General features: G+C 46.4%; 17 protein-coding genes. 5 read left to right on the forward strand and 12 right to left on the reverse strand.

Features of this window, described 5'->3' with window-relative positions; translation table 11 throughout:
• Nucleotides 1–196 precede the first annotated feature (196 nt).
• Together ACJHX7_RS15640 and uxuA are read right to left on the reverse strand one after the other, a co-directional pair.
• Nucleotides 197–1,657 carry a fructuronate reductase gene (locus ACJHX7_RS15640; protein WP_000208180.1) on the reverse strand — a complete coding sequence of 487 codons (1,461 nt, stop codon included), beginning with the start codon at nt 1,655–1,657 and terminating at the stop codon, nt 197–199.
• An 80-nt stretch (nt 1,658–1,737) separates the two neighbouring features.
• A complete protein-coding gene (gene uxuA / locus ACJHX7_RS15645) occupies nt 1,738–2,922 on the reverse strand; it encodes a mannonate dehydratase (protein ID WP_000438582.1) in 1,185 nt (394 codons plus the stop codon).
• Between the two features lie 339 nt (nt 2,923–3,261).
• Between uxuA and gntP the strand changes: the two genes are divergently transcribed.
• The gene (gene gntP / locus ACJHX7_RS15650) at nt 3,262–4,605 is read left to right on the forward strand and encodes a gluconate permease GntP (RefSeq protein ID WP_000558243.1); all 1,344 of its coding nucleotides are present in this window, start codon (nt 3,262–3,264) and stop codon (nt 4,603–4,605) included.
• A gap of 241 nt (nt 4,606–4,846) precedes the next feature.
• Here gntP and fimH read toward each other — a convergent pair whose 3' ends face one another.
• The 9 genes from fimH to fimB all read right to left on the reverse strand — a co-directional run bounded on the left by fimH (nt 4,847) and on the right by fimB (nt 13,599).
• A complete protein-coding gene (gene fimH, locus ACJHX7_RS15655) occupies nt 4,847–5,749 on the reverse strand; it encodes a type 1 fimbria D-mannose specific adhesin FimH (protein WP_000832236.1) in 903 nt (300 codons plus the stop codon).
• A gap of 19 nt (nt 5,750–5,768) precedes the next feature.
• Nucleotides 5,769–6,212, reverse strand: a complete 444-nt coding sequence (locus ACJHX7_RS15660; RefSeq protein WP_311315712.1) for a fimbrial protein — start codon at nt 6,210–6,212, stop codon at nt 5,769–5,771.
• 72 nt (nt 6,213–6,284) lie between these two features.
• The gene (gene fimF / locus ACJHX7_RS15665) at nt 6,285–6,815 is read right to left on the reverse strand and encodes a type 1 fimbria minor subunit FimF (RefSeq protein ID WP_001244826.1); all 531 of its coding nucleotides are present in this window, start codon (nt 6,813–6,815) and stop codon (nt 6,285–6,287) included.
• A 9-nt stretch (nt 6,816–6,824) separates the two neighbouring features.
• Nucleotides 6,825–9,461, reverse strand: a complete 2,637-nt coding sequence (fimD, locus tag ACJHX7_RS15670; RefSeq protein WP_094030269.1) for a fimbrial usher FimD — start codon at nt 9,459–9,461, stop codon at nt 6,825–6,827.
• Between the two features lie 66 nt (nt 9,462–9,527).
• On the reverse strand, nt 9,528–10,253 hold the full coding sequence (gene fimC / locus ACJHX7_RS15675) for a type 1 fimbria chaperone FimC (protein WP_000066560.1): 726 nt from the start codon (nt 10,251–10,253) through the stop codon (nt 9,528–9,530).
• Between the two features lie 36 nt (nt 10,254–10,289).
• Entirely contained in the window at nt 10,290–10,829 is a 540-nt protein-coding gene (locus ACJHX7_RS15680; RefSeq protein ID WP_000824114.1) for a fimbrial protein, read from the reverse strand.
• A gap of 64 nt (nt 10,830–10,893) precedes the next feature.
• Nucleotides 10,894–11,442 carry a type 1 fimbrial major subunit FimA gene (fimA, locus tag ACJHX7_RS15685; RefSeq protein ID WP_001357506.1) on the reverse strand — a complete coding sequence of 183 codons (549 nt, stop codon included), beginning with the start codon at nt 11,440–11,442 and terminating at the stop codon, nt 10,894–10,896.
• A 480-nt stretch (nt 11,443–11,922) separates the two neighbouring features.
• Nucleotides 11,923–12,519: a type 1 fimbria switch DNA invertase FimE gene (gene fimE / locus ACJHX7_RS15690; RefSeq protein ID WP_000044711.1), complete on the reverse strand. Its 597-nt coding sequence runs from the start codon at nt 12,517–12,519 to the stop codon at nt 11,923–11,925.
• A gap of 477 nt (nt 12,520–12,996) precedes the next feature.
• Entirely contained in the window at nt 12,997–13,599 is a 603-nt protein-coding gene (fimB, locus tag ACJHX7_RS15695; RefSeq protein ID WP_000790574.1) for a type 1 fimbria switch DNA invertase FimB, read from the reverse strand.
• 1,465 nt (nt 13,600–15,064) lie between these two features.
• On the opposite strand from fimB, the gene nanC reads away from it, so the two are divergent.
• The 3 genes from nanC to ACJHX7_RS15710 all read left to right on the forward strand — a co-directional run bounded on the left by nanC (nt 15,065) and on the right by ACJHX7_RS15710 (nt 17,958).
• Nucleotides 15,065–15,781: an N-acetylneuraminic acid outer membrane channel NanC gene (nanC, locus tag ACJHX7_RS15700; RefSeq protein WP_001295734.1), complete on the forward strand. Its 717-nt coding sequence runs from the start codon at nt 15,065–15,067 to the stop codon at nt 15,779–15,781.
• Nucleotides 15,782–15,800: 19 nt separating this feature from the next.
• Nucleotides 15,801–16,907 (forward strand): N-acetylneuraminate epimerase, encoded by a 1,107-nt coding sequence (gene nanM, locus ACJHX7_RS15705; protein WP_094030094.1) that lies wholly within the window; start codon nt 15,801–15,803, stop codon nt 16,905–16,907.
• A 64-nt stretch (nt 16,908–16,971) separates the two neighbouring features.
• Nucleotides 16,972–17,958 carry a sialate O-acetylesterase gene (locus tag ACJHX7_RS15710; protein WP_094030093.1) on the forward strand — a complete coding sequence of 329 codons (987 nt, stop codon included), beginning with the start codon at nt 16,972–16,974 and terminating at the stop codon, nt 17,956–17,958.
• A gap of 237 nt (nt 17,959–18,195) precedes the next feature.
• Here the strand turns inward: ACJHX7_RS15710 and ACJHX7_RS15715 are convergent, their stop codons facing one another.
• Complete coding sequence (locus ACJHX7_RS15715; protein WP_223718380.1) at nt 18,196–18,627, reverse strand: hypothetical protein; 432 nt, start codon at nt 18,625–18,627, stop codon at nt 18,196–18,198.
• Nucleotides 18,628–18,820: 193 nt separating this feature from the next.
• Between ACJHX7_RS15715 and ACJHX7_RS15720 the strand changes: the two genes are divergently transcribed.
• A complete protein-coding gene (locus ACJHX7_RS15720; protein WP_410231652.1) occupies nt 18,821–19,687 on the forward strand; it encodes an AAA family ATPase in 867 nt (288 codons plus the stop codon).
• The last annotated feature ends 140 nt before the right edge of the window (nt 19,688–19,827 follow it).

Here is a 19,827-nt window from a genome sequence, read left to right on the forward strand (position 1 = left end):
TGCGGTTAATCAAATTTTTTCCGGATGCGGCGTGAACGCCTTATCCGACCTACAACGGGCAATTTTACGGCACCCGTTAAGCTCAAACTATACCATTAGCACTGGATGTTGGCACGTACAGGTGGGCAAAAAAACGAAAACTGGTCAACCAAATATTAGTTTGATTGACCAGTAAGTCTGTAGGGTAATCAGTTAGTTACAGCGCAGCCACACACTCGCGCGCACCGCGCTCACACAGCTGCTGATATGCCGCCGTCACCGCGCCAACAAAGTCGGCGTTCTGCGGCAGATCATCGGCAAAGATACCGCTCAGGCCCAGCAGTGCTTTCACGCGGTCTGCACCCTGATACTGCGCGTTGATCTTCTGGAACTCCGCCAGCATCGGGTCAACCACGTCAATGGCATTACCCTGCTCATCCACGCCCTGGGTGTAACGCATCCAGCCCGCCACGCCCAGCGCCAGGTGACGCCAGCTACCGCCGTTTTGCAGGTGCAGACGCACCGGGTCCAGCAGACGCTGCGGTAACTTCTGGCTGCCGTCCATTGCAATCTGCCAGGTACGGTGACGCAGAGACGGGTTGCTGAAACGCTCGATCAGCAGCGTCGCATAAGCGTTCAGGTCTGTACCTTCCGGCATCGACAGCGTTGGCGCTTGTTCCTGCATCATCAGGGCAAAGGCCGCTTTGCGATAAGCCGGGTTAGTCATGGTGTCGGCAATAGTTTCATAGCCGCCGAGGTAACCGAGGTACGCCAGGAAAGAGTGGCTACCGTTCAGCATACGCAGCTTCATCATTTCGAACGGTACAACATCCGCAACAAACTGCGCGCCGACTTTATCCCAGTCCGGACGACCATTAACGAAGTTATCTTCAATTACCCACTGACGGAACGGTTCGCAGGCAATGGCGCACGGGTCGTAAACACCCAGCTGGTCAGCAATTTCCTGTAAGGTTTCTGGCGTCGCCGCCGGAACGATGCGGTCAACCATGGTGCACGGGAAGGTGACGTTTTCTTCAATCCATGCCGCCAGTTGCGGGTCACGCGCCTGAGCCAGCCCAAGAACGGCAACCTTCGCCACATGACCGTTTTCACGCACGTTGTCGCAGGACATCACCGTAAATGCTTTCAGCCCTTTTTCACGACGCAGACGCAGGGCTTCTACGATGTAACCAATCGCGGACTTCGGCGCAGTCGGGTTTTCGAGATCGTGCTTGATCAGCGGGTTATTGAGATCCAGCTGACCGCTTGCCGCATCGGCGCAATAACCTTTCTCTGTGACCGTCAGAGAGACAATCGCCGTCTGCGGACGCGCCATCGCGTTGAGAATACCTTCGCAACCGTCGATTTCCGGATGCAGCGCTTCTTTCATCGAACCGATAATTTTCAGCTCGGTGCTTTCTGCGCCTTTTTCCGCCACGGTGTACAGCAGTTGCTGTTTTTTCAGGTTTTCGATCAGCACGCGGTCGTTGCCTGGCATCAGGTTAACTTCGCAGATACCCCAGTCGCTGTCGGTACTTTCCAGCAGATGATGGGTATACAGCGCCTGGTGCGCGCGGTGAAACGCCCCGCAACCGAGATGCACAATGCGTGATTCCAGACGAGAATGATCCCATGACGGGCGGGCAACCGGCAGATTGCTGTCAACAATAGTAGTCATCGTAAACTCCAGAATCCGTCTTCAGAGAGTGACGGCAAGGAAGAAGGAACCGGCACGGCGCGCAGCCATGCCGGTGGATATTAACGGCTAAAGAAAGCGCGCTGGATCGCCAGTTCGACACCGCGAACTTCGGCCAGGCCTTTCAGACGACCAATTGCGGAGTAACCTGGGTTGGTTTTCTTCTTCAGGTCGTCCAGCATCTGATGACCGTGGTCCGGACGCATCGGGATCAGGTCTTCTTTGCCTTCCGCTTTACGACGGTGTTCTTCTTCAACAATCGCTTTCACCACTTCGTACATATCAACGTCACCGTTCAGGTGCGCCGCTTCGTGGAAGGTTTTCGGGTTATCTTCACGCATGGTGGAACGCAGATGGGTGAAGTAAATACGCGGACCGAACTGCTTGATCATATCAACCAGATCGTTGTCAGCACGCACGCCGTAGGAACCGGTGCACATGGTGAAACCGTTCGCCATGCTGTTTACGGTATCAACCATCCACTGCATATCTTCAATGGTGGAAACAATGCGCGGCAGGCCGAGGATTGGGCGCGGCGGATCGTCCGGGTGAACAGCCATACGGACGCCAACTTCTTCCGCAACTGGAATGATCGCCTTCAGGAAGACCGCAAAGTTTTCGCGCAGTTTGGCTTTGTCGATATCTTTGTACAGCTCCAGGTGCTTACGGAACTGGTCGAGGGTATACCCTTCTTCCGCACCTGGCAGACCGGCAATGATGTTACGGGTCAGACGCGCTTTGTCTTCGTCGCTCATAGTGGCGAAGCGTTCAGCGGCCTGAGCAATTTCTTCTTCGGTGTAATCCGCTTCCGCGCCTGGACGCTTCAGGATATGCATTTCGAATGCAGCGAATTCGATCTGGTCGAAGCGCAGAGCTTTGGAGCCGTCTGGCAGCACGTATTCGAGGTCAGTACGGGTCCAGTCGAGCACCGGCATGAAGTTGTAGCACACGGTGCGAATGCCGCACTGCGCCAGGTTGCGCAGAGTCTGCTGATAGTTAGCGATCCACTGCTCATAGTTGCCAGTGTGGGTTTTGATATCTTCGTGAATTGGCACGCTTTCTACGACAGACCACACCAGGCCTGCGTCTTCAACGATCGCCTTGCGTTTGAGGATCTCTTCTACGGACCATACTTCGCCGTTCGGGATATGGTGCAGCGCGGTAACCACGCCAGTTGCGCCCGCCTGACGGACATCAGCTAAAGAAACCGGATCGTTTGGGCCGTACCAGCGCCAGGTCTGTTCCATGATTTTTCCTCTTTCACATAGTGGGTTCCACAGCAAAGAGACGTGGAGCCCCGGAGTTGTTTAGGTATCCGGATGAACAACCAGACCGCAGCCGTGGCGTTGCATCGGATGAGATGGCGTATAAGTTCTACCTTTTGGTAAGACATGTCAACCCGAATTCTAAAATTGGTTAACCACATCACAAGAATTTCACTCTCATGGTTGTTGCTGCAAATTGCAGCAAAGGGTAATCGATGGTTATTGATCAGAGGATGTGACATTCATCGCAACAATGGTTGACCAATTTACATAACATGTCGCCCAAAATAACAACGGTTCAACCAGGTAAGGTAAAACGTTATGCATGTGCTTAACATTCTCTGGGTGGTATTCGGCATTGGCCTGATGCTGGTACTGAATTTGAAGTTCAAAATCAATTCGATGGTGGCTTTGTTGGTGGCGGCGCTGTCCGTCGGGATGCTGGCCGGTATGGATTTGATGTCGCTGCTGCACACCATGAAAGCAGGTTTCGGCAACACGCTGGGGGAACTGGCGATCATCGTGGTGTTTGGTGCGGTCATCGGTAAATTGATGGTCGACTCCGGCGCTGCTCACCAGATAGCGCATACCCTGCTGGCACGTCTCGGCCTGCGCTATGTTCAGATATCAGTGATTATCATCGGACTTATTTTTGGTCTGGCGATGTTCTATGAAGTGGCCTTTATTATGCTGGCGCCGCTGGTGATCGTAATTGCCGCCGAAGCCAAAATCCCGTTCCTGAAACTGGCTATTCCGGCAGTAGCGGCGGCCACCACCGCACATTCACTGTTCCCTCCGCAACCGGGTCCGGTGGCGCTAGTGAATGCTTATGGCGCGGATATGGGGATGGTTTATATCTATGGCGTACTGGTGACGATCCCAAGTGTAATCTGCGCAGGTCTGATCCTGCCGAAGTTCCTCGGCAATCTTGAGCGCCCAACGCCATCATTCCTGAAAGCAGATCAACCGGTAGATATGAATAATCTGCCCTCTTTCGGCGTTTCGATTCTGGTGCCGCTGATCCCGGCGATCATTATGATCTCTACCACCATCGCCAATATCTGGCTGGTAAAAGATACCCCTGCCTGGGAAGTGGTTAACTTTATCGGTTCCTCGCCGATTGCAATGTTTATTGCGATGGTGGTTGCATTCGTACTCTTTGGCACCGCGCGTGGTCATGACATGCAGTGGGTGATGAACGCTTTTGAAAGCGCGGTGAAGAGTATTGCAATGGTGATTCTGATCATCGGTGCGGGTGGCGTGCTGAAGCAGACCATCATCGACACCGGCATTGGCGACACCATCGGCATGTTGATGTCCCACGGCAATATCTCGCCCTACATCATGGCATGGCTGATCACTGTGCTAATTCGTCTGGCGACGGGTCAGGGTGTCGTTTCGGCGATGACCGCCGCCGGGATTATCAGTGCTGCAATCCTTGATCCAGCAACCGGTCAGCTGGTTGGCGTGAATCCGGCGCTGCTGGTGCTGGCGACGGCTGCGGGTTCCAACACCCTCACCCACATTAATGATGCCTCATTCTGGCTGTTCAAAGGTTACTTTGACCTGTCGGTAAAAGACACGTTGAAAACCTGGGGACTGCTGGAGCTGGTCAACTCCGTGGTTGGGCTGATTATTGTGTTGATTATTAGCATGGTAGCGTAAAAAACACCGGAGCCTGCCAATGGCAGGCTCTGACTGATGACAAAGTCTAAAAATGTGCCCGGCCAGTCCCCTCGCCCCTCCGGGGAGAGGGTTAGGGTGAGGGGAACAGACCAGCAAAGTGCGCTTTGTTTATGCCAGATGCGACGCTGACGCGTCTTATCTGGCCTACAAAGGGCTAACGTGCAGGTTTTTAGCTTCAGGTAATATTGCGTACCAGCATTAGCAATGTCCTGTGATTTCTTTATTGATAAACAAAAGTCACGCCAATAATCGATTGCACATTCCCTGCAGTCACCTGCCCTCCGGTACGTGCGTAATTTGCCGTTAATCCCAGACTTACCGCCGAAGTCCCTACTGCTCCTAACGATACCGTGTTATTCGCTGGAATAATCGTACCGTTGCGCGTCAACTGTACGCCGACGCCCTGCGCGGGTGAAAACGAGGCGGTATTGGTGAAAATCGAGTTGCCCGCATCTGCGGTTGTGCCGGAGAGGTAATACCCCAGGTTTTGGCTTTTCGCACAATAAACGGTAAGAGGAATTGGCACTGAACCAGGGTAGTCCGGCAGAGTAACGGTGACATCACGAGCAGAAACATCGCAGCCGCCAGTGGGCACCACCACATCATTATTGGCGTAAATATTCCACACAAACTGAAAATCATCGCTGTTATAATTGTTGGTCTGTCGCAAAATAAGCACGGCAATTAATGAACCAGCTTTAATCGCCACCCCGCCCGCACTGCTCACCGGCGTCAAATAAAGCGCCACCGGCCACGGCTTATCCGTTCTCGAATTATAAACAACGCGCGGCGTTTCGCTGGTAGTAGGGAAAGGATAGCTACTGCCATTATATTTTACGGTCCCGGAAAAACTAGATAACACGCCGCCATAAGCCGAACCTCGTTGCAGTGTGACATAGTCTGTAATGGTTTCTGGGTAATCGTTATGGCAAAAGATTTGCGTCGAAAGATCTACGACCAGGTTTTGCCCCACATTCACGGCAGGCGCAAGGTTTACATAAACATTGGCGCTGCCACCGCCAATAGGGATTGCGGTACCATTGGCGGTTTTACAGGCGAATGACCAGGCATTTACCGACCAGCCCATCAGCAGTACAGCAAACAGGGTAATAACTCGTTTCATTACAATCATCTCTTTGGGTTCAGCTGTAGGTATAGGTGATGCTAATCACTGCCTGAATGGTTCCCTGAGTGGCTCCACCATTTACGGTCAATGCTCTGACCTGTAACGGGAAGTGCGCTGATTGTGAGGAATCATCCACCTGAACTGTTTTGATTGCGCCAGTATTCAATGTGTTGCCACTGTCATCCTGTAGCTCTAACTGGATGTTTTGCGCGGTCCCCTGGTTTTTATAATATCCGGTACTGTCGGCTGCCCCGCTGAAGCTGGCGGTGACCCTCGACGTTCCCACCGGACAATTAGTCAACTCAAGAGCAACATCATGCCAGGCCGATGCCGCCCCGGCAGACATCAGACTGAAAGAATAAAGATCGCCGAGATCTACCGTGGCATTGGTGGTGGAAACCGTGCACGGTTTGGCGACGACCTTACCGTTCACCGTGATGGTGACATCGGCTGCCTGTATCGTCGCACTTGCGAGCGCCAATATTGCCGCCAATACATACCCACGTTTGCACCATTTCATGAGCATCTCCAGTTACTGATATTCAAGAGTGAAGGTAGCCGTGGCATTGATATGCCCCGCAGTGACAGGCACCTGTGTCGCCATTAGCCGGGCGTAAAAATTCAGCGTATTTGGTTTACCCGGCGTCAGGGTCGTCCACGAAATCGCGGACGATGGAGCATTAAGGGGTATTTGATTTTGCTGCTCATTCAGAAGCTGTATTCCCAGTCCCGAAGCCGCTGACACCGTATTTTCAAGTGCAAGCAGGTTGGCATTGTGGCTATCTGCAACACCGGTAAACCCAACTTTTACGGCAGAAACGGCATTACCACAGGGTGACAGCAAAATACGAAATGGAACGACAGGAGTCGTCGCGCCAATGTTGTTAAATTGCTTCGCCGCGTTTTCCATCAGATCAACAGTAAAATTGGTTGATTCAGCGGCCACACTACAGCCATTATCTCTGACATAGCCGCGGATAGTAATCGTGCTATCCGCAGCCAAAGCGTGACTTACCGCCAGCCACAAAAAAGCGCACAGAAGATAAAAAGGTTTGTTTCTCATCACGCCCCCTTAACGACATTCAGCTGATAGCTGGGTTAATAACTGCTGCTGACTCTCTGGTGGCAGTTGATAATTGGCGACACAGTGAGCATTTTCCTCTTCTCCCCATTTCACCTGAACGTTTCCCGCTAAAGGCATCCCGCTGAGGTAAACCTGACCATTATCCGCAACAATGCCGCTACTCTGGCTACTCTCTGATGTCACCATCGCCCCAAACGGCAGCGGCTTATTATTGTGGGTTAGCGTCATGAGCAGTTTTATCCCAACGCGCGCTTTAAACTCTGCTCGCACGATCGCCCCACGAGTGGGAACAACGTTAGCGACCGCATTATCTAAATCGACGTTATCAGCCAGGGTATTGGTATCCAGCGCCACTCTGTTTTCCCGATATTCAGTGGCATATGGCAGCACGGCATAACCCCGCCAGTCGGTACGCACTCCTGTCTGGTTTTCGACTTTTGCATCTTTTGCGCCAGGCGCTTTAACAAGCACCACCGTATCGTTTAACGGCTGCCCCAGCGTTACGCCATTGGCATGAGCCAGTACCCCACCGCTGACTCCGTAATAGAGCTGCTTAATATCATCGCTATGGCTGTAACCGATGTTGGCATTGCCGTAGCCACCGCGATAATTCAGCGTGGCGTAGCCTGTACTTCCGCTATTACCATCGCCTCCCCCGGCATAGCCGGTTTGCACGCTATAGCTGAGGTTGTTGTCTGCCAGCAACGTACCGTATACACCGGCCAGATTGGTCATCCGACCGTTGAGATCGTGTGACATGCTGTAGCTGGCACTGGCATGTCGCCACTGAGATTTACTGTCAGAACGCAGCCAGTGGCTGAAAGGAATATTGACGTTAAGCGCTAACATCTTATCCCGTCCTTTTTGCCAGGCGTTTTTCGTCAGGCTATAGCTGAGCGTCCAGTTAATATCTTCGAACGCAGTATTTAATCCAGCCTGGAATTGCTCATCGACATTACTCGTTCCCCAATAAGTTTGATGGCTACCACTCAAATACAGTGTTGATGTGCGCCCGAGTTGCTGAGTAACGGTGAGTTGTAATTTCCCGCGTTTGTTATAAGCGAGATTGTAATAGTCGGTGAATTTCGGCTTAACCTGAATAACACCATCCTGTGTTTCGATGTTGTAGCCATTCATTCGACTGTATGTTGTATCAGCGAAATTAAAATATCCGCTGGTCGAATAACGGTAACCCACTAACTGAATATTCGTGCCTGACTCATTGAGCGATTTGTTATAGAGAAAACGCACCGATTGTCCGTCATGCTGACTGTCATCGGGAAGTGTGGAATTAGCCTGCGTCATATCCACAGACAGAGCGCCCAGTGCCCCCATGTTTTTCCCGATACCGAAATTAAAAGCACGATAACGATCCGCCAGTTGCGTTCCACCATATATTGTCCAGCCAGCCGGAAGGCCGTGGAGTAATGTACTCTGGAAAAAGCGGGGTTTTTCCTGTTGCGCATTTCCACTACGGTATTCTCCTGCCGTAATGGAATAACGTGTATGCCCTTCACGTTGCAAAAGCGGGACTGACGAATAGGGTACGGTAAAGATCTGCGTGCTGCCGTCAGCCTCTTTAATCGTTACCTGCAAGTCACCACTATTACCTGCGGCATAGATATCGTTGATGGTAAAAGGCCCCGGCGGCACCGTACTATTATAAATGTCATACCCATTTTGTTTAATAGTGACCTGTGCAGTACCACGCGCAATACCGTGGATCACCGGGGCAAATCCTCTTTGGCTATCGGGTAACATATTGTCCTCTGAGGCCAATTGTGCGCCGCGAAAGTTAATACCATCGAAAATATCGCCCTGAGTATAACCATCACCCAGCGTCAGCCGGGAACGTAAAGGAATTATGTCTCGCTCAAGCCAGGTATTGATATGCTGCCATTTATTTTTGCTACCTGATGATCTGTCGCTACTGTTATAACTCCAGGTGGTATTGTCGCGTAAACGCCACGCACCAATATTTAACCCACTCTGTAGGTTTAAATATGCATAATGGCTGTTACCCCCAATCCGATTCTGTACACTATTTCCGCTGAAATTATAATTGAGCAAGCCTGCATTAATACCGGGATCCCACAACTCAGGAGGAATATATCCACGCGCGCGATTACTCATAAATGCCTGAGGGATCGTCAGGTTGAGTCGCTGCTGACCCACATCCAGTTGCGCAGTAGCGTCATGTATCATTGAGGTTAATGGCACGCAGGCATCATCCGCCAGCAGATTCATACCGGAGACAGAAGCCGTATTCAGCCCCATACTGGCAAGTTGCGCGCGTGTCAGGCAGGGAACAATCCCTTGTTCGCTGTCGCCCGTATTAAATGTGACATCACGCGTTGCCATATAACCATTATTCAAATAGATATCGACACGATACGTCCCTGGCGGTAATTCTTGCCCATTCTCAAAACGCGATAAATCAGCCACAGCCTGGGGATCATCCGCTAAAAAACGCGGGTTAAAATAGAGTTCGGCAGATGACAAAGGTGCCTGTGCGGCAAAAGCACAGGCAACAAAGAGCCGGACAAAAAAACCAGCCAAACGATGCTTACGAATATGCAAGCATTGTGTGTTTCGCTGGTAAAGTCTTAAATTCAGATATGACATTATTCCTCCGGTTTAAAATCACCCGGCAGTCAATTCTTTTTATTCAGGCGAAAAATTCCCCCTGCGTTATTCCATTACGCCCGTCATTTTGGGGGTAAGTGCGCCATAATCATTTATTGTTCGGTAAGTAATATTGCTTCCTGCATCAGAAGGCAATTTAACCGTGCTTTCGCCCATTGGAGGCACCAATGCATTTTCAAGAACCCGGGTTCCGGCATTCAACTCTGTTACCGTCAGGTAATAGGGTGTCGGGTTGATCAGCGTCAGAGAATTCGCGCTACGACGAAATCTTAATTTTTCTGCGGCCTGATCGGGTGGCAACGCTAATTTAGCCGGGCGATAGTACAGTTTAATGCGGCTGATAATTGCGAGCTGTAGCGTATTCTCAGTCAATTTTGATTTATCCATTGACGGAATCGCTTTAACGTTCATCCAGAATAAACTTTCCCGATCCTGTGGCAATTGGTTATTTGTTGCATCAAGAATACGTAAGGTATTCTCTTTTTTTCCCTTCATCGCAAACAGAGGTGGCGTCACGATAAAACGACCATCCTTAACACCATCGGCATTTTCCACCCATGATTGAATTAAATAGGTGCTATTTTCATCATTATTTGTCACGGCAAGTTGCACTTGTTTTTGCCCTGCCGGATAAATTACGCGGGTCGCACCTAAGGCCACTCCCGCTTCAGCGCGTCCGGCAACCATCATTGCCATGAACATCAGGATACCTGCCAGCAAGCAGAATGTTATTTCCTGCGATTTCCTTACATTGACGTTTTTATTACTCACTGTCCTGTTCCTGTTATCACATTATCTGCTGAACAATTACTGATAGGTTAAAGAGAACCAGGCCTGGGCATTGGCGATGCCGCCAGTAACCCGACGCCCGGTAGCACGATATTTGGCGATGAAATGTAGCGAAGTAGAGCCTGAGTAAAGCCGTTTCCAGTTTGCTGGAGGACGGTTAATCGGTACGAGGTTTCCTTCATCATCAAACAACGCTACGCCAATATTGGTGGCTATCCCTGGCCCCTCTCCCACGGAAAGCACATCCGGATTTTTACCATCCGCGACACCGTGAAACGCCACACCCACACGTTCACTCACCACCGTGCTACATTCCCGTAAATGAATAACAAAAGGCACCGGTGCGCTATCTTCCCCTACCGCATGAAACCGGTTACTGCTGATTTGCCCCATATTGACCGTCATTTGTTTATCGCCGGCTTCAATCCGGCAAGTTTCCGCAATAATGACGCCCTGAAATTGCATATTTCCGCCGGGCAGCGTGGTATTCCATTTATTTCCGGCCAGAGCAAACATTGGCAGCAACGACGCTAACAGAAATAATCTCTTCCTTTTCATCGTTATTTTTATCGCACAAGGGTGGGCATCCCTGCCCGTAATGACGTCCCTGAACCTGGGTAGGTTATTGATACTGAACCTTGAAGGTCGCATCCGCATTAGCAGCACCCGGGGTTGCAGCACCGGTTGCAAAATAACGCGCCTGGAACGGAATGGTGTTAGTACCGTTATTCAGGGTTGTTTCTGAACTAAATGTCGCACCGTCCAGCGTCAGCGCAACACCTGTTCTGTCCAGAATCTGCACACCAACATTTGTTGCGCTACCCGCAGCCGAACTCTGCAGAGCCAGAACGTTGGTATGAGCCGCATCAATCGCCGTACCTAAAAAGGCAACAGCTGCTTTAGATGCAACATTGGTATCGCAATCATTCAGCTGAATGTTAAAACCGACAGCAGAACTGGTTGCTCCTTCCTGCGCCAGCGATGCGGTACGAACCTGTCCTAACTGAACGGTTTGATCAACAGAGCCTGCATCAACTGCGCAAGCGGCGTTAACAACTTCCCCTTTAAAGTGAACGGTCCCACCATTAACCGTCGTGGCAGCGGCCAGAGCCGCTGTGGAACTGAGGGACAGAGCCGACAGAACAACGATTGCCAGAGTTTTAATTTTCATGCTGCTTTCCTTTAAAAAAACTATTTCTAAATCGACATGGGCAGTCGTTCTGTACACTTTGTTTTGTCAACGAGTTTGACTGCCAACACTGCACAGTTTTCCCCCAAAAGATGAAACATTTGGGGCCATTTTGACTCATAGAGGAAAGCATCGCGCACAAACTTTTTCAGTTTATTTGTTGGCTTAATGTTCTATAATTATCTTTATTTGCAGTTTTTTATATTGCATGAGGTGGTTTTTGGAGAGAAGAATGAGGAAGTTGCGTCGAGCTACAGAAACGTTAGCTTTACATATAGCGGAGGTGATGTGAAATTAATTTACAAGAGAAATAATTTACATATCAAACAGTTAGATGATTTTTGTCGTTTTTTAATATTTTTATGCTTGAGAAAAAATACGTAACTTATTTATGATATAGACAGTTTGGCCCCAATTGTCTTGTATTTATTTGTTTTTTAACTTTATTATCAATAAGTTAAATCAAACTTCTTCTCTTTTTAATTTTTCGTTTATGAGATTATTTCTTTCCCATAATCCGGCAAAACGAGCAGCATTACTGGCGGTATAACGCACAGTATGGCGAATATTTCGATGCCCGAGATAATCCTGAATTAAACGGGTATCTGCACCACGCTCCGCCAGTTCATAACCACAAGCATGCCTTAACATATGAGGATGAGTCTGCGTTACGGTTCCAGCTTCAATACCGGCATCGCGAATAATGCGATAGGCCTGCTGGCGAGAAAGCCGACTCCCACGGCGAGAAATAAATATAGCGTCGGTCCGGTCAGCGCCTTTCCAGTTAGCACGTTCCTGGGTCCAGCGTTCCACGGCTTCACGCTCATCAAAACGTAACGGGTGAACGGTAGAAAATCCGTTCTTCAGTCGGCGAATATTTATTCGACCTTCATTAAGGTCAAGATCCTGATAATGCAGATCAAGCAGTTCACTAATACGCATCCCATGCCGATATGCCAACAGAATAAGACAATAATCTCTGGCTCCCGTTGCCCCGTAACACACCGCCTGCATCATGGCCTGAACTTCTTTACCTGTAAGATAACGACGTTTACTCACAATAGTAGTACTCCTGACTGAGATATATTTGAATGAATACCTATAGGAAACCTCAATCGGTCAAAATTAGCCCAATAGATAAAAAGATAACCACACCCGAAGTGATGTGGCTATCAGTCAATTACATTAAATATCATACAAAAATAAAATATCACTGATGTGACAATATCTATTTTCATTGATTTGATTCAATATAACAATAGATTGCAGTGGATTAACTTCCAGTTGCTTAAAAAATAAAGAAAAAAGTATGGAAACAGGCGAATTTAAGTGATGTGTAAATTTATGAATGATTTTGTTTATTTATTTTGAAGAACATAAACCATTGTATTTTGTATGGATATGGTTAACTTAATGTTTATTATGATAATTAAGAATCATACTTACAATAACATCAATTAATAAATGGTTAATCATTTTTGATATATCGTAAGAATAATGTAGTTTTTAACACCATCCCTGGTATCTCAACTATCTCTATAAAACAGCGTGACGCTGTCGTCCTCTGGCTCTATCCCAGATGCCGTAAAAACGCCCTGCATTGCTGGCGGTATACCAGACAGTATGACGAATATTGCGATGTCCAAGATAATCCTGGATAAGTCGCGTATCTATTCCCATATTCGCCAAAGCAAAACCACACGAATGGCGTAACATGTGCGGATGAATCTCCAGTGACAACCCGGCATTACCACCGGAAGTCGAGATAATATGGTAAAACTGTTGCCGAGAAAGTGGATTCCCCTTACGTGATAAAAATACCCACTCGCTCTCAGCATGCGGATAAGAAGTACGGATACTCAACCAGTTTTTTAAAGCCTGAATTTCTTTGTTCAATAGCGGGTGCGTTGTTGAAAAGCCTTTTTTTAATCGATGGATATATATACACTTTGCCTTAAGATCAATATCCGAAATCCTCAATCGGCAAATTTCACTCGCCCGGAAACCATGAATAAAACAAAGTAATGTCAGACAATAATTACGTGCAGCATGAGGCCCGGTATTTGCTGCTTTAAGGAGTGATTCGATTTCACTATGGGTCAGGAAGTTCCTTTTTTTGTTATCAGCCTTATTCTTCATCGTTTTCCCTTATAATTACAGACGCGCACTAGCTGTGCTGGGTTAGCAATAATCCAACATTTTAATCCTGATTATGTTTATAAAAGCGAACGTTTGCTTAATAACTAACGTAAGTGGACCAGTTCTTCTGAGTGAACTTAAATGGAGTAGCGATAGTTACTTATAATAACTTTGCCATACAAACGCCATGCTCTTGCATGCTATGTACCTTTATATATTTATCAATCTGATACGAATCGAATAATAACCCTCATCATTAATGCAACTAATCTTATCTATATATCATGTGATATGTTCTGTAACAAGTAAAATCAACATAAAAAATTCAGCAAAATTTAATATTTGTTCAACTAGCCGTCTCACATATGACATTATTAGTCAACTGCATTTGCCACAAAATGGCTATTTCATGGAACACAGTAATTTCTTAGTGGCTATTATCATGCTAATGCTTAGGTCCCTAGCGATTATTCCTGCCTGGTTCGTCAGCTTACGCCATGAGATTGTTACATTCCTTTTTCAGACTGTGTATTTCCTGGAGATATGGGGGAACGCAGGAGACGCTTTTTCATCTACATTCGTTGGTAAATATGGCTTTGGTCACTGCGACTTAAACCTTCCTCAATCACAGCTATTCGCCGGGCGATACGGCAAACAACCTATCTGAAACATCATCCTGAAAACACCAACATCTACAAGCCTTTCCAGATCGACTTCAGGGGTGACCACTTACAAGCCAAAAACCAGGAAACATATTTCATGATGAGAATTATGCTCAGCCTGATGGCGGGTAAACACTTATTTTCACCAAGCTCACTGAGTTAGCTTGCAAAGCTTTCCTTGTTTAGATTCTAAATAAAATATTTATAAAACAAATAGTTAAAATAAAATCTTTAGTTTTTTGAAGACCACCGCAAGTGTTCGTCTGGCTTCACATGGCATCTTCTTCTTAGAAAAAGATCGACATATTTTGTGACACGAATTGCAAATCTCGTTTTGTTGTATGGATTGCGTGATTTTTGATCTGGTATAACAGGTATAAAGGTGCACCACGATAGTCAATGAGACTGGGCATCTCGTAATCTATGGCAAACATCACTTCAGTTCTTTCACATCGGGTGATGAAAATGCACTTCAGTCTGAAAGGAATATGAAAATGAGATCAACAGACACTCTATTTTATGACTCTGGGTAAAATGGATTGAGTAAGTGATATAGCTTACGAACATTCAAATCAATTAAACATCAGAAGAGATTTTATACTCAGGTATTTAATCTGGTTCTCTGTTTATTTAAATAATGTGAAAAGAGAATTTTCACAGGAGACCTTATACAAAAAATATAAAATACAGCTACCCGTTACCAAAGACACTATAAGCCTGGCAAAAAATATTACACAACATAAATGCTAATTGTTTATGCGGGCTTTGTATTGCTTTCTGTATCCTACAAATGAGTGAAATTTATGAAAAAGGCTAAAATACTTTCTGGCGTATTATTACTGTGCTTTTCGTCACCATTAATTTCTCAGGCTGCGACACTGGACGTACGTGGTGGATATCGTAGCGGAAGCCATGCCTATGAGACTCGACTCAAAGTCAGTGAGGGATGGCAAAATGGATGGTGGGCAAGCATGGAAAGTAATACCTGGAATACCATTCATGATAATAAAAAGGAAAATGCCGCACTCAATGATGTTCAGGTTGAAGTTAATTACGCGATTAAACTTGATGATCAATGGACGGTGCGCCCGGGAATGTTAACGCATTTTAGCAGCAACGGCACACGCTACGGACCCTACGTAAAACTGTCCTGGGACGCGACAAAAGATCTTAATTTTGGCATTCGCTATCGTTACGACTGGAAAGCTTACCGACAACAAGACTTATCCGGTGATATGTCTCGTGATAACGTTCATCGTTGGGATGGATATGTCACTTACCATATTAATAGTGATTTCACCTTCGCATGGCAAACGACGCTATACAGCAAACAGAACGATTATCGCTATGCAAACCACAAGAAATGGGCGACAGAAAATGCATTTGTTCTACAATACCATATGACGCCCGATATTACGCCATACATAGAATATGACTACCTTGACCGCCAGGGTGTTTACAACGGCAGAGATAATTTATCGGAAAACAGTTATCGCATTGGTGTGTCATTTAAACTGTAGTAGACAGGAGACAGTCACAATGAATAAAACAATAATGGCGCTTGCTATCATGATGGCTTCATTTGCCGCAAACGCGTCTGTATTACCGGAAACTCCTGTGCCATTTAAAAGTGGTACCGGAGCAATTGATAACGACACTGTCTACATTGGTTTAGGTAGCGCAGGTACGGCATGGTACAAGCTGGATATACAGGCCAAAGATAAAAAATGGACAGCGTTAGCTGCATTCCCTGGCGGACCAAGAGATCAAGCAACCTCGGCATTTATTGATGGCAATCTGTATGTGTTTGGCGGCATTGGCAAAAACAGCGAGGGCTTGACTCAGGTATTTAATGACGTACACAAATACAACCCCAAAACCAATAGCTGGGTTAAATTGATGTCGCACGCGCCGATGGGCATGGCGGGTCATGCGACTTTTGTACACAACGGCAAGGCTTATGTTACTGGCGGTGTTAACCAGAATATCTTCAATGGCTATTTTGAAGATCTCAACGAGGCTGGAAAAGATTCAACCGCTATAGATAAAATCAACGCCCACTATTTTGACAAAAAAGCAGAAGATTATTTCTTCAATAAGTTTCTGTTGTCTTTTGATCCCTCAACACAGCAATGGAGTTACGCTGGCGAATCTCCCTGGTACGGAACGGCTGGTGCGGCGGTTGTGAATAAAGGTGATAAAACCTGGCTTATTAATGGCGAAGCCAAACCAGGATTGCGAACGGATGCCGTATTTGAACTTGATTTCACCGGTAATAATTTAAAATGGAATAAGCTTGCTCCCGTCTCATCACCAGATGGCGTCGCTGGCGGTTTTGCGGGGATAAGCAATGATTCTCTTATATTTGCCGGAGGGGCCGGATTCAAAGGTTCACGAGAAAATTACCAGAACGGTAAGAACTATGCGCATGAAGGCCTGAAAAAATCATATAGCACTGATATTCATCTTTGGCATAACGGGAAATGGGATAAATCGGGCGAATTATCGCAAGGTCGGGCCTACGGAGTATCATTGCCCTGGAATAATAGTTTATTAATTATTGGCGGTGAAACTGCAGGCGGCAAAGCGGTGACGGATTCAGTTTTGATTTCTGTGAAGGATAATAAAGTCACAGTACAAAACTAACGCTTCAGGGCCCTGGTAAAGGGGCCCTGATATCAATTTATCATTTCAATTACGCGAAAATTATATGAACGCGATAATATCGCCCGATTATTACTATGTTCTTACCGTTGCTGGTCAGTCTAATGCCATGGCGTATGGCGAAGGACTGCCATTACCGGACGGGGAAGATGCGCCTCATCCCAGAATTAAACAATTAGCAAGATTTGCGCATACGCATCCCGGAGGCCCGTCATGTCACTTTAACGACATTATTCCACTGACTCACTGCCCACACGATGTTCAGGATATGCAGGGTTATCACCATCCTCTGGCAACGAATCATCAAACACAGTACGGCACCGTTGGCCAGGCACTGCATATTGCACGGAAATTACTGCCCTTCATTCCTGATAATGCAGGGGTTCTCATCGTTCCGTGTTGCCGTGGCGGATCGGCTTTTACCGCGGGCAGCGAAGGGACATATTCAGAACGGCACGGAGCCAGCCATGATGCTTGTCGTTGGGGAACGGATACTCCGCTATACCAGGATTTAGTCAGCAGAACGCGAGCCGCACTGGCAAAAAATCCGCAGAACAAATTCCTCGGCGTATGCTGGATGCAAGGCGAATTTGACTTAATGACCAGTGACTACGCGTCACACCCTCAACACTTTAATCATATGGTTGAAGCCTTTCGTAGGGATCTAAAACAATACCATTCTCAGCTTAATAATATTACTGACGCACCGTGGTTTTGCGGCGATACCACCTGGTACTGGAAAGAAAATTTCCCTCATGCGTATGAAGCTATTTATGGCAATTATCAAAATAATGTTTTAGCCAATATTATTTTCGTCGACTACCAGCAACAAGGTGAAAGAGGACTGACGAACGCGCCTGTTGAAGACCCGGACGATTTAAGCACGGGATATTACGGTTCAGCGTACCGGTCACCGGAGAACTGGACGACGGCACTGCGAAGCAGTCATTTCAGCGCGGCAGCCCGTCGGGGGATTATTTCTGACAGGTTTGTAGAAGCAATTTTGCGTTTGTCACATTTTCACAAAGAATAGTACACGCTATTCCTTGTGCAGTCAGACCAACTCGCAATAAAGGCAGCAACTATGCTTGAAGCCCCTTCCCCGCCGGATAAATAATATCCTTACGGCAATTGGTAACCGTATAAAAGGCCTGATGTTTTGAACTGCCGTTGACGGAGATGAAGTAATCTGCTTTTTTGGCAGCATCCAATAACGCATCAATGGCAACGCGATCATTGTTGAGCTCAATTCATAGCGCCGGATACAATTTCAATAAGGCGTCTTTACCACGTTGCGTGGCATTTTTGTAATACTGTAAAACACCCGCTTTTTCCCGCGGAGATTCCGATACAACGGAGACGTTACGCTTGCTGGTATGGTTTCTGTCGGGAGGGTACTACCGATATCCTTACAAGCGTAGAGCTGTTCCATCATGCGTGCCAACAACAGCATACGGATATCCAACCGTTCCCAGCGACGTAGGAACATCTCGCGAATGTTAATCCAGTACTGTAGTCGGCGATCGCTATCACCAGATTCACAATCATAAAAAACCTCTGCAATATCAAGAGCATACTTGAGAATTTGTTTCGATTCATTTTTCGTGCACAACATTTCAATAGCTTCGAGGGCATCATGGTATTCTTTGTGACTGAAGGTCCATGAAAGTAACGTATCGAGAATAATCCCTGTAGTTGCCAAAATGAGTTGATAACTACACAATGATTTGTTTGTACAGAAGGAACGATTATTATATGGTCTTGTAGGGCAGAGCACGTTGCTACCGTAACAGCGTTGAAGATAATTTGGTCGAGACTGTAGTGGACCAGTTTAAAAGGTAGCAGAATTTTAAAAGTGTCAGGTGCATAGAATTAAAAAAAATGGAACTATAAAAATGGAAATCATGTTACCAAAAAACACCTTATATGATAGAGAGCAAAATATCTTTTTTGAAAAGGTTACGGCCTTAATTGGCGAAAATGGTGCTGGTAAGTCCTCGATTTTACAATCCGTATTTATTAACTGTTTAACAAAAAAATATCTACCAGAAACAAAGGTTGTTTGTTTTTCTTCTGGACAAAATGAGAAATACTCAACGTATTTCTCTGATTATCTTTCTCATGAAAGGCAAGCAAATAGAGGTCTTAACTTAGATTGTTGTTATTACGATAAAGCATGGTCAAAGTTACTAATATTCATATCCACAATTTGTAAATCAAATGGTTTTGTTAGAAATTTTTTATGTGAGAAAGGCTATATTGATGTATCAGATGATAAAAATGATGATATATCAAGCAAGCTTACATTGACGGTCCGAGTAAATTCGGCTTACGTTAATCGAGTAAAAATGGCATTAGCACAAGAAGAACAAGGTATTGAAAATACTTTAAGGTATTCAGCTTATCATAGGACTTTAGAAAGTTTCATTAATAATATTGTTAATGCTGATTATGATTTCGAGTCTCCACTTGAAGCTCAAGAGATCTTGCTAACTCATTCAAATTTTTTCAATCCATCATTTGAGGAAGCAGAAGATTCCTTTTTTGATCCTATCATAACATTTTTCACTCAAGCAGCAGATAATGATTACTTTATAATAAAACCATCATTACAGCTAGAGTTTAAAAATAATATCGAACTGAATGATATTAGTGATGGGGAATATCAAGTACTCTTTTTATACTCTCTGCTTGATATTTTTGATAGTCCTAATACTTTATTCTTATTAGATGAGATAGATTCCCATTTACATTACAAGTAGACTGGCCCCCTGAATCTCCAGACAACCAATATCACTTAAATAAGTGATAGTCTTAATACTAGTTTTTAGACTAGTCATTGGAGAACAGATGATTGATGTCTTAGGGCCGGAGAAACGCAGACGGCGTACCACACAGGAAA

The organism is Escherichia sp. WS1451 (assembly GCF_046487365.1).
GTDB classification, from domain to species: domain Bacteria; phylum Pseudomonadota; class Gammaproteobacteria; order Enterobacterales; family Enterobacteriaceae; genus Escherichia; species Escherichia coli.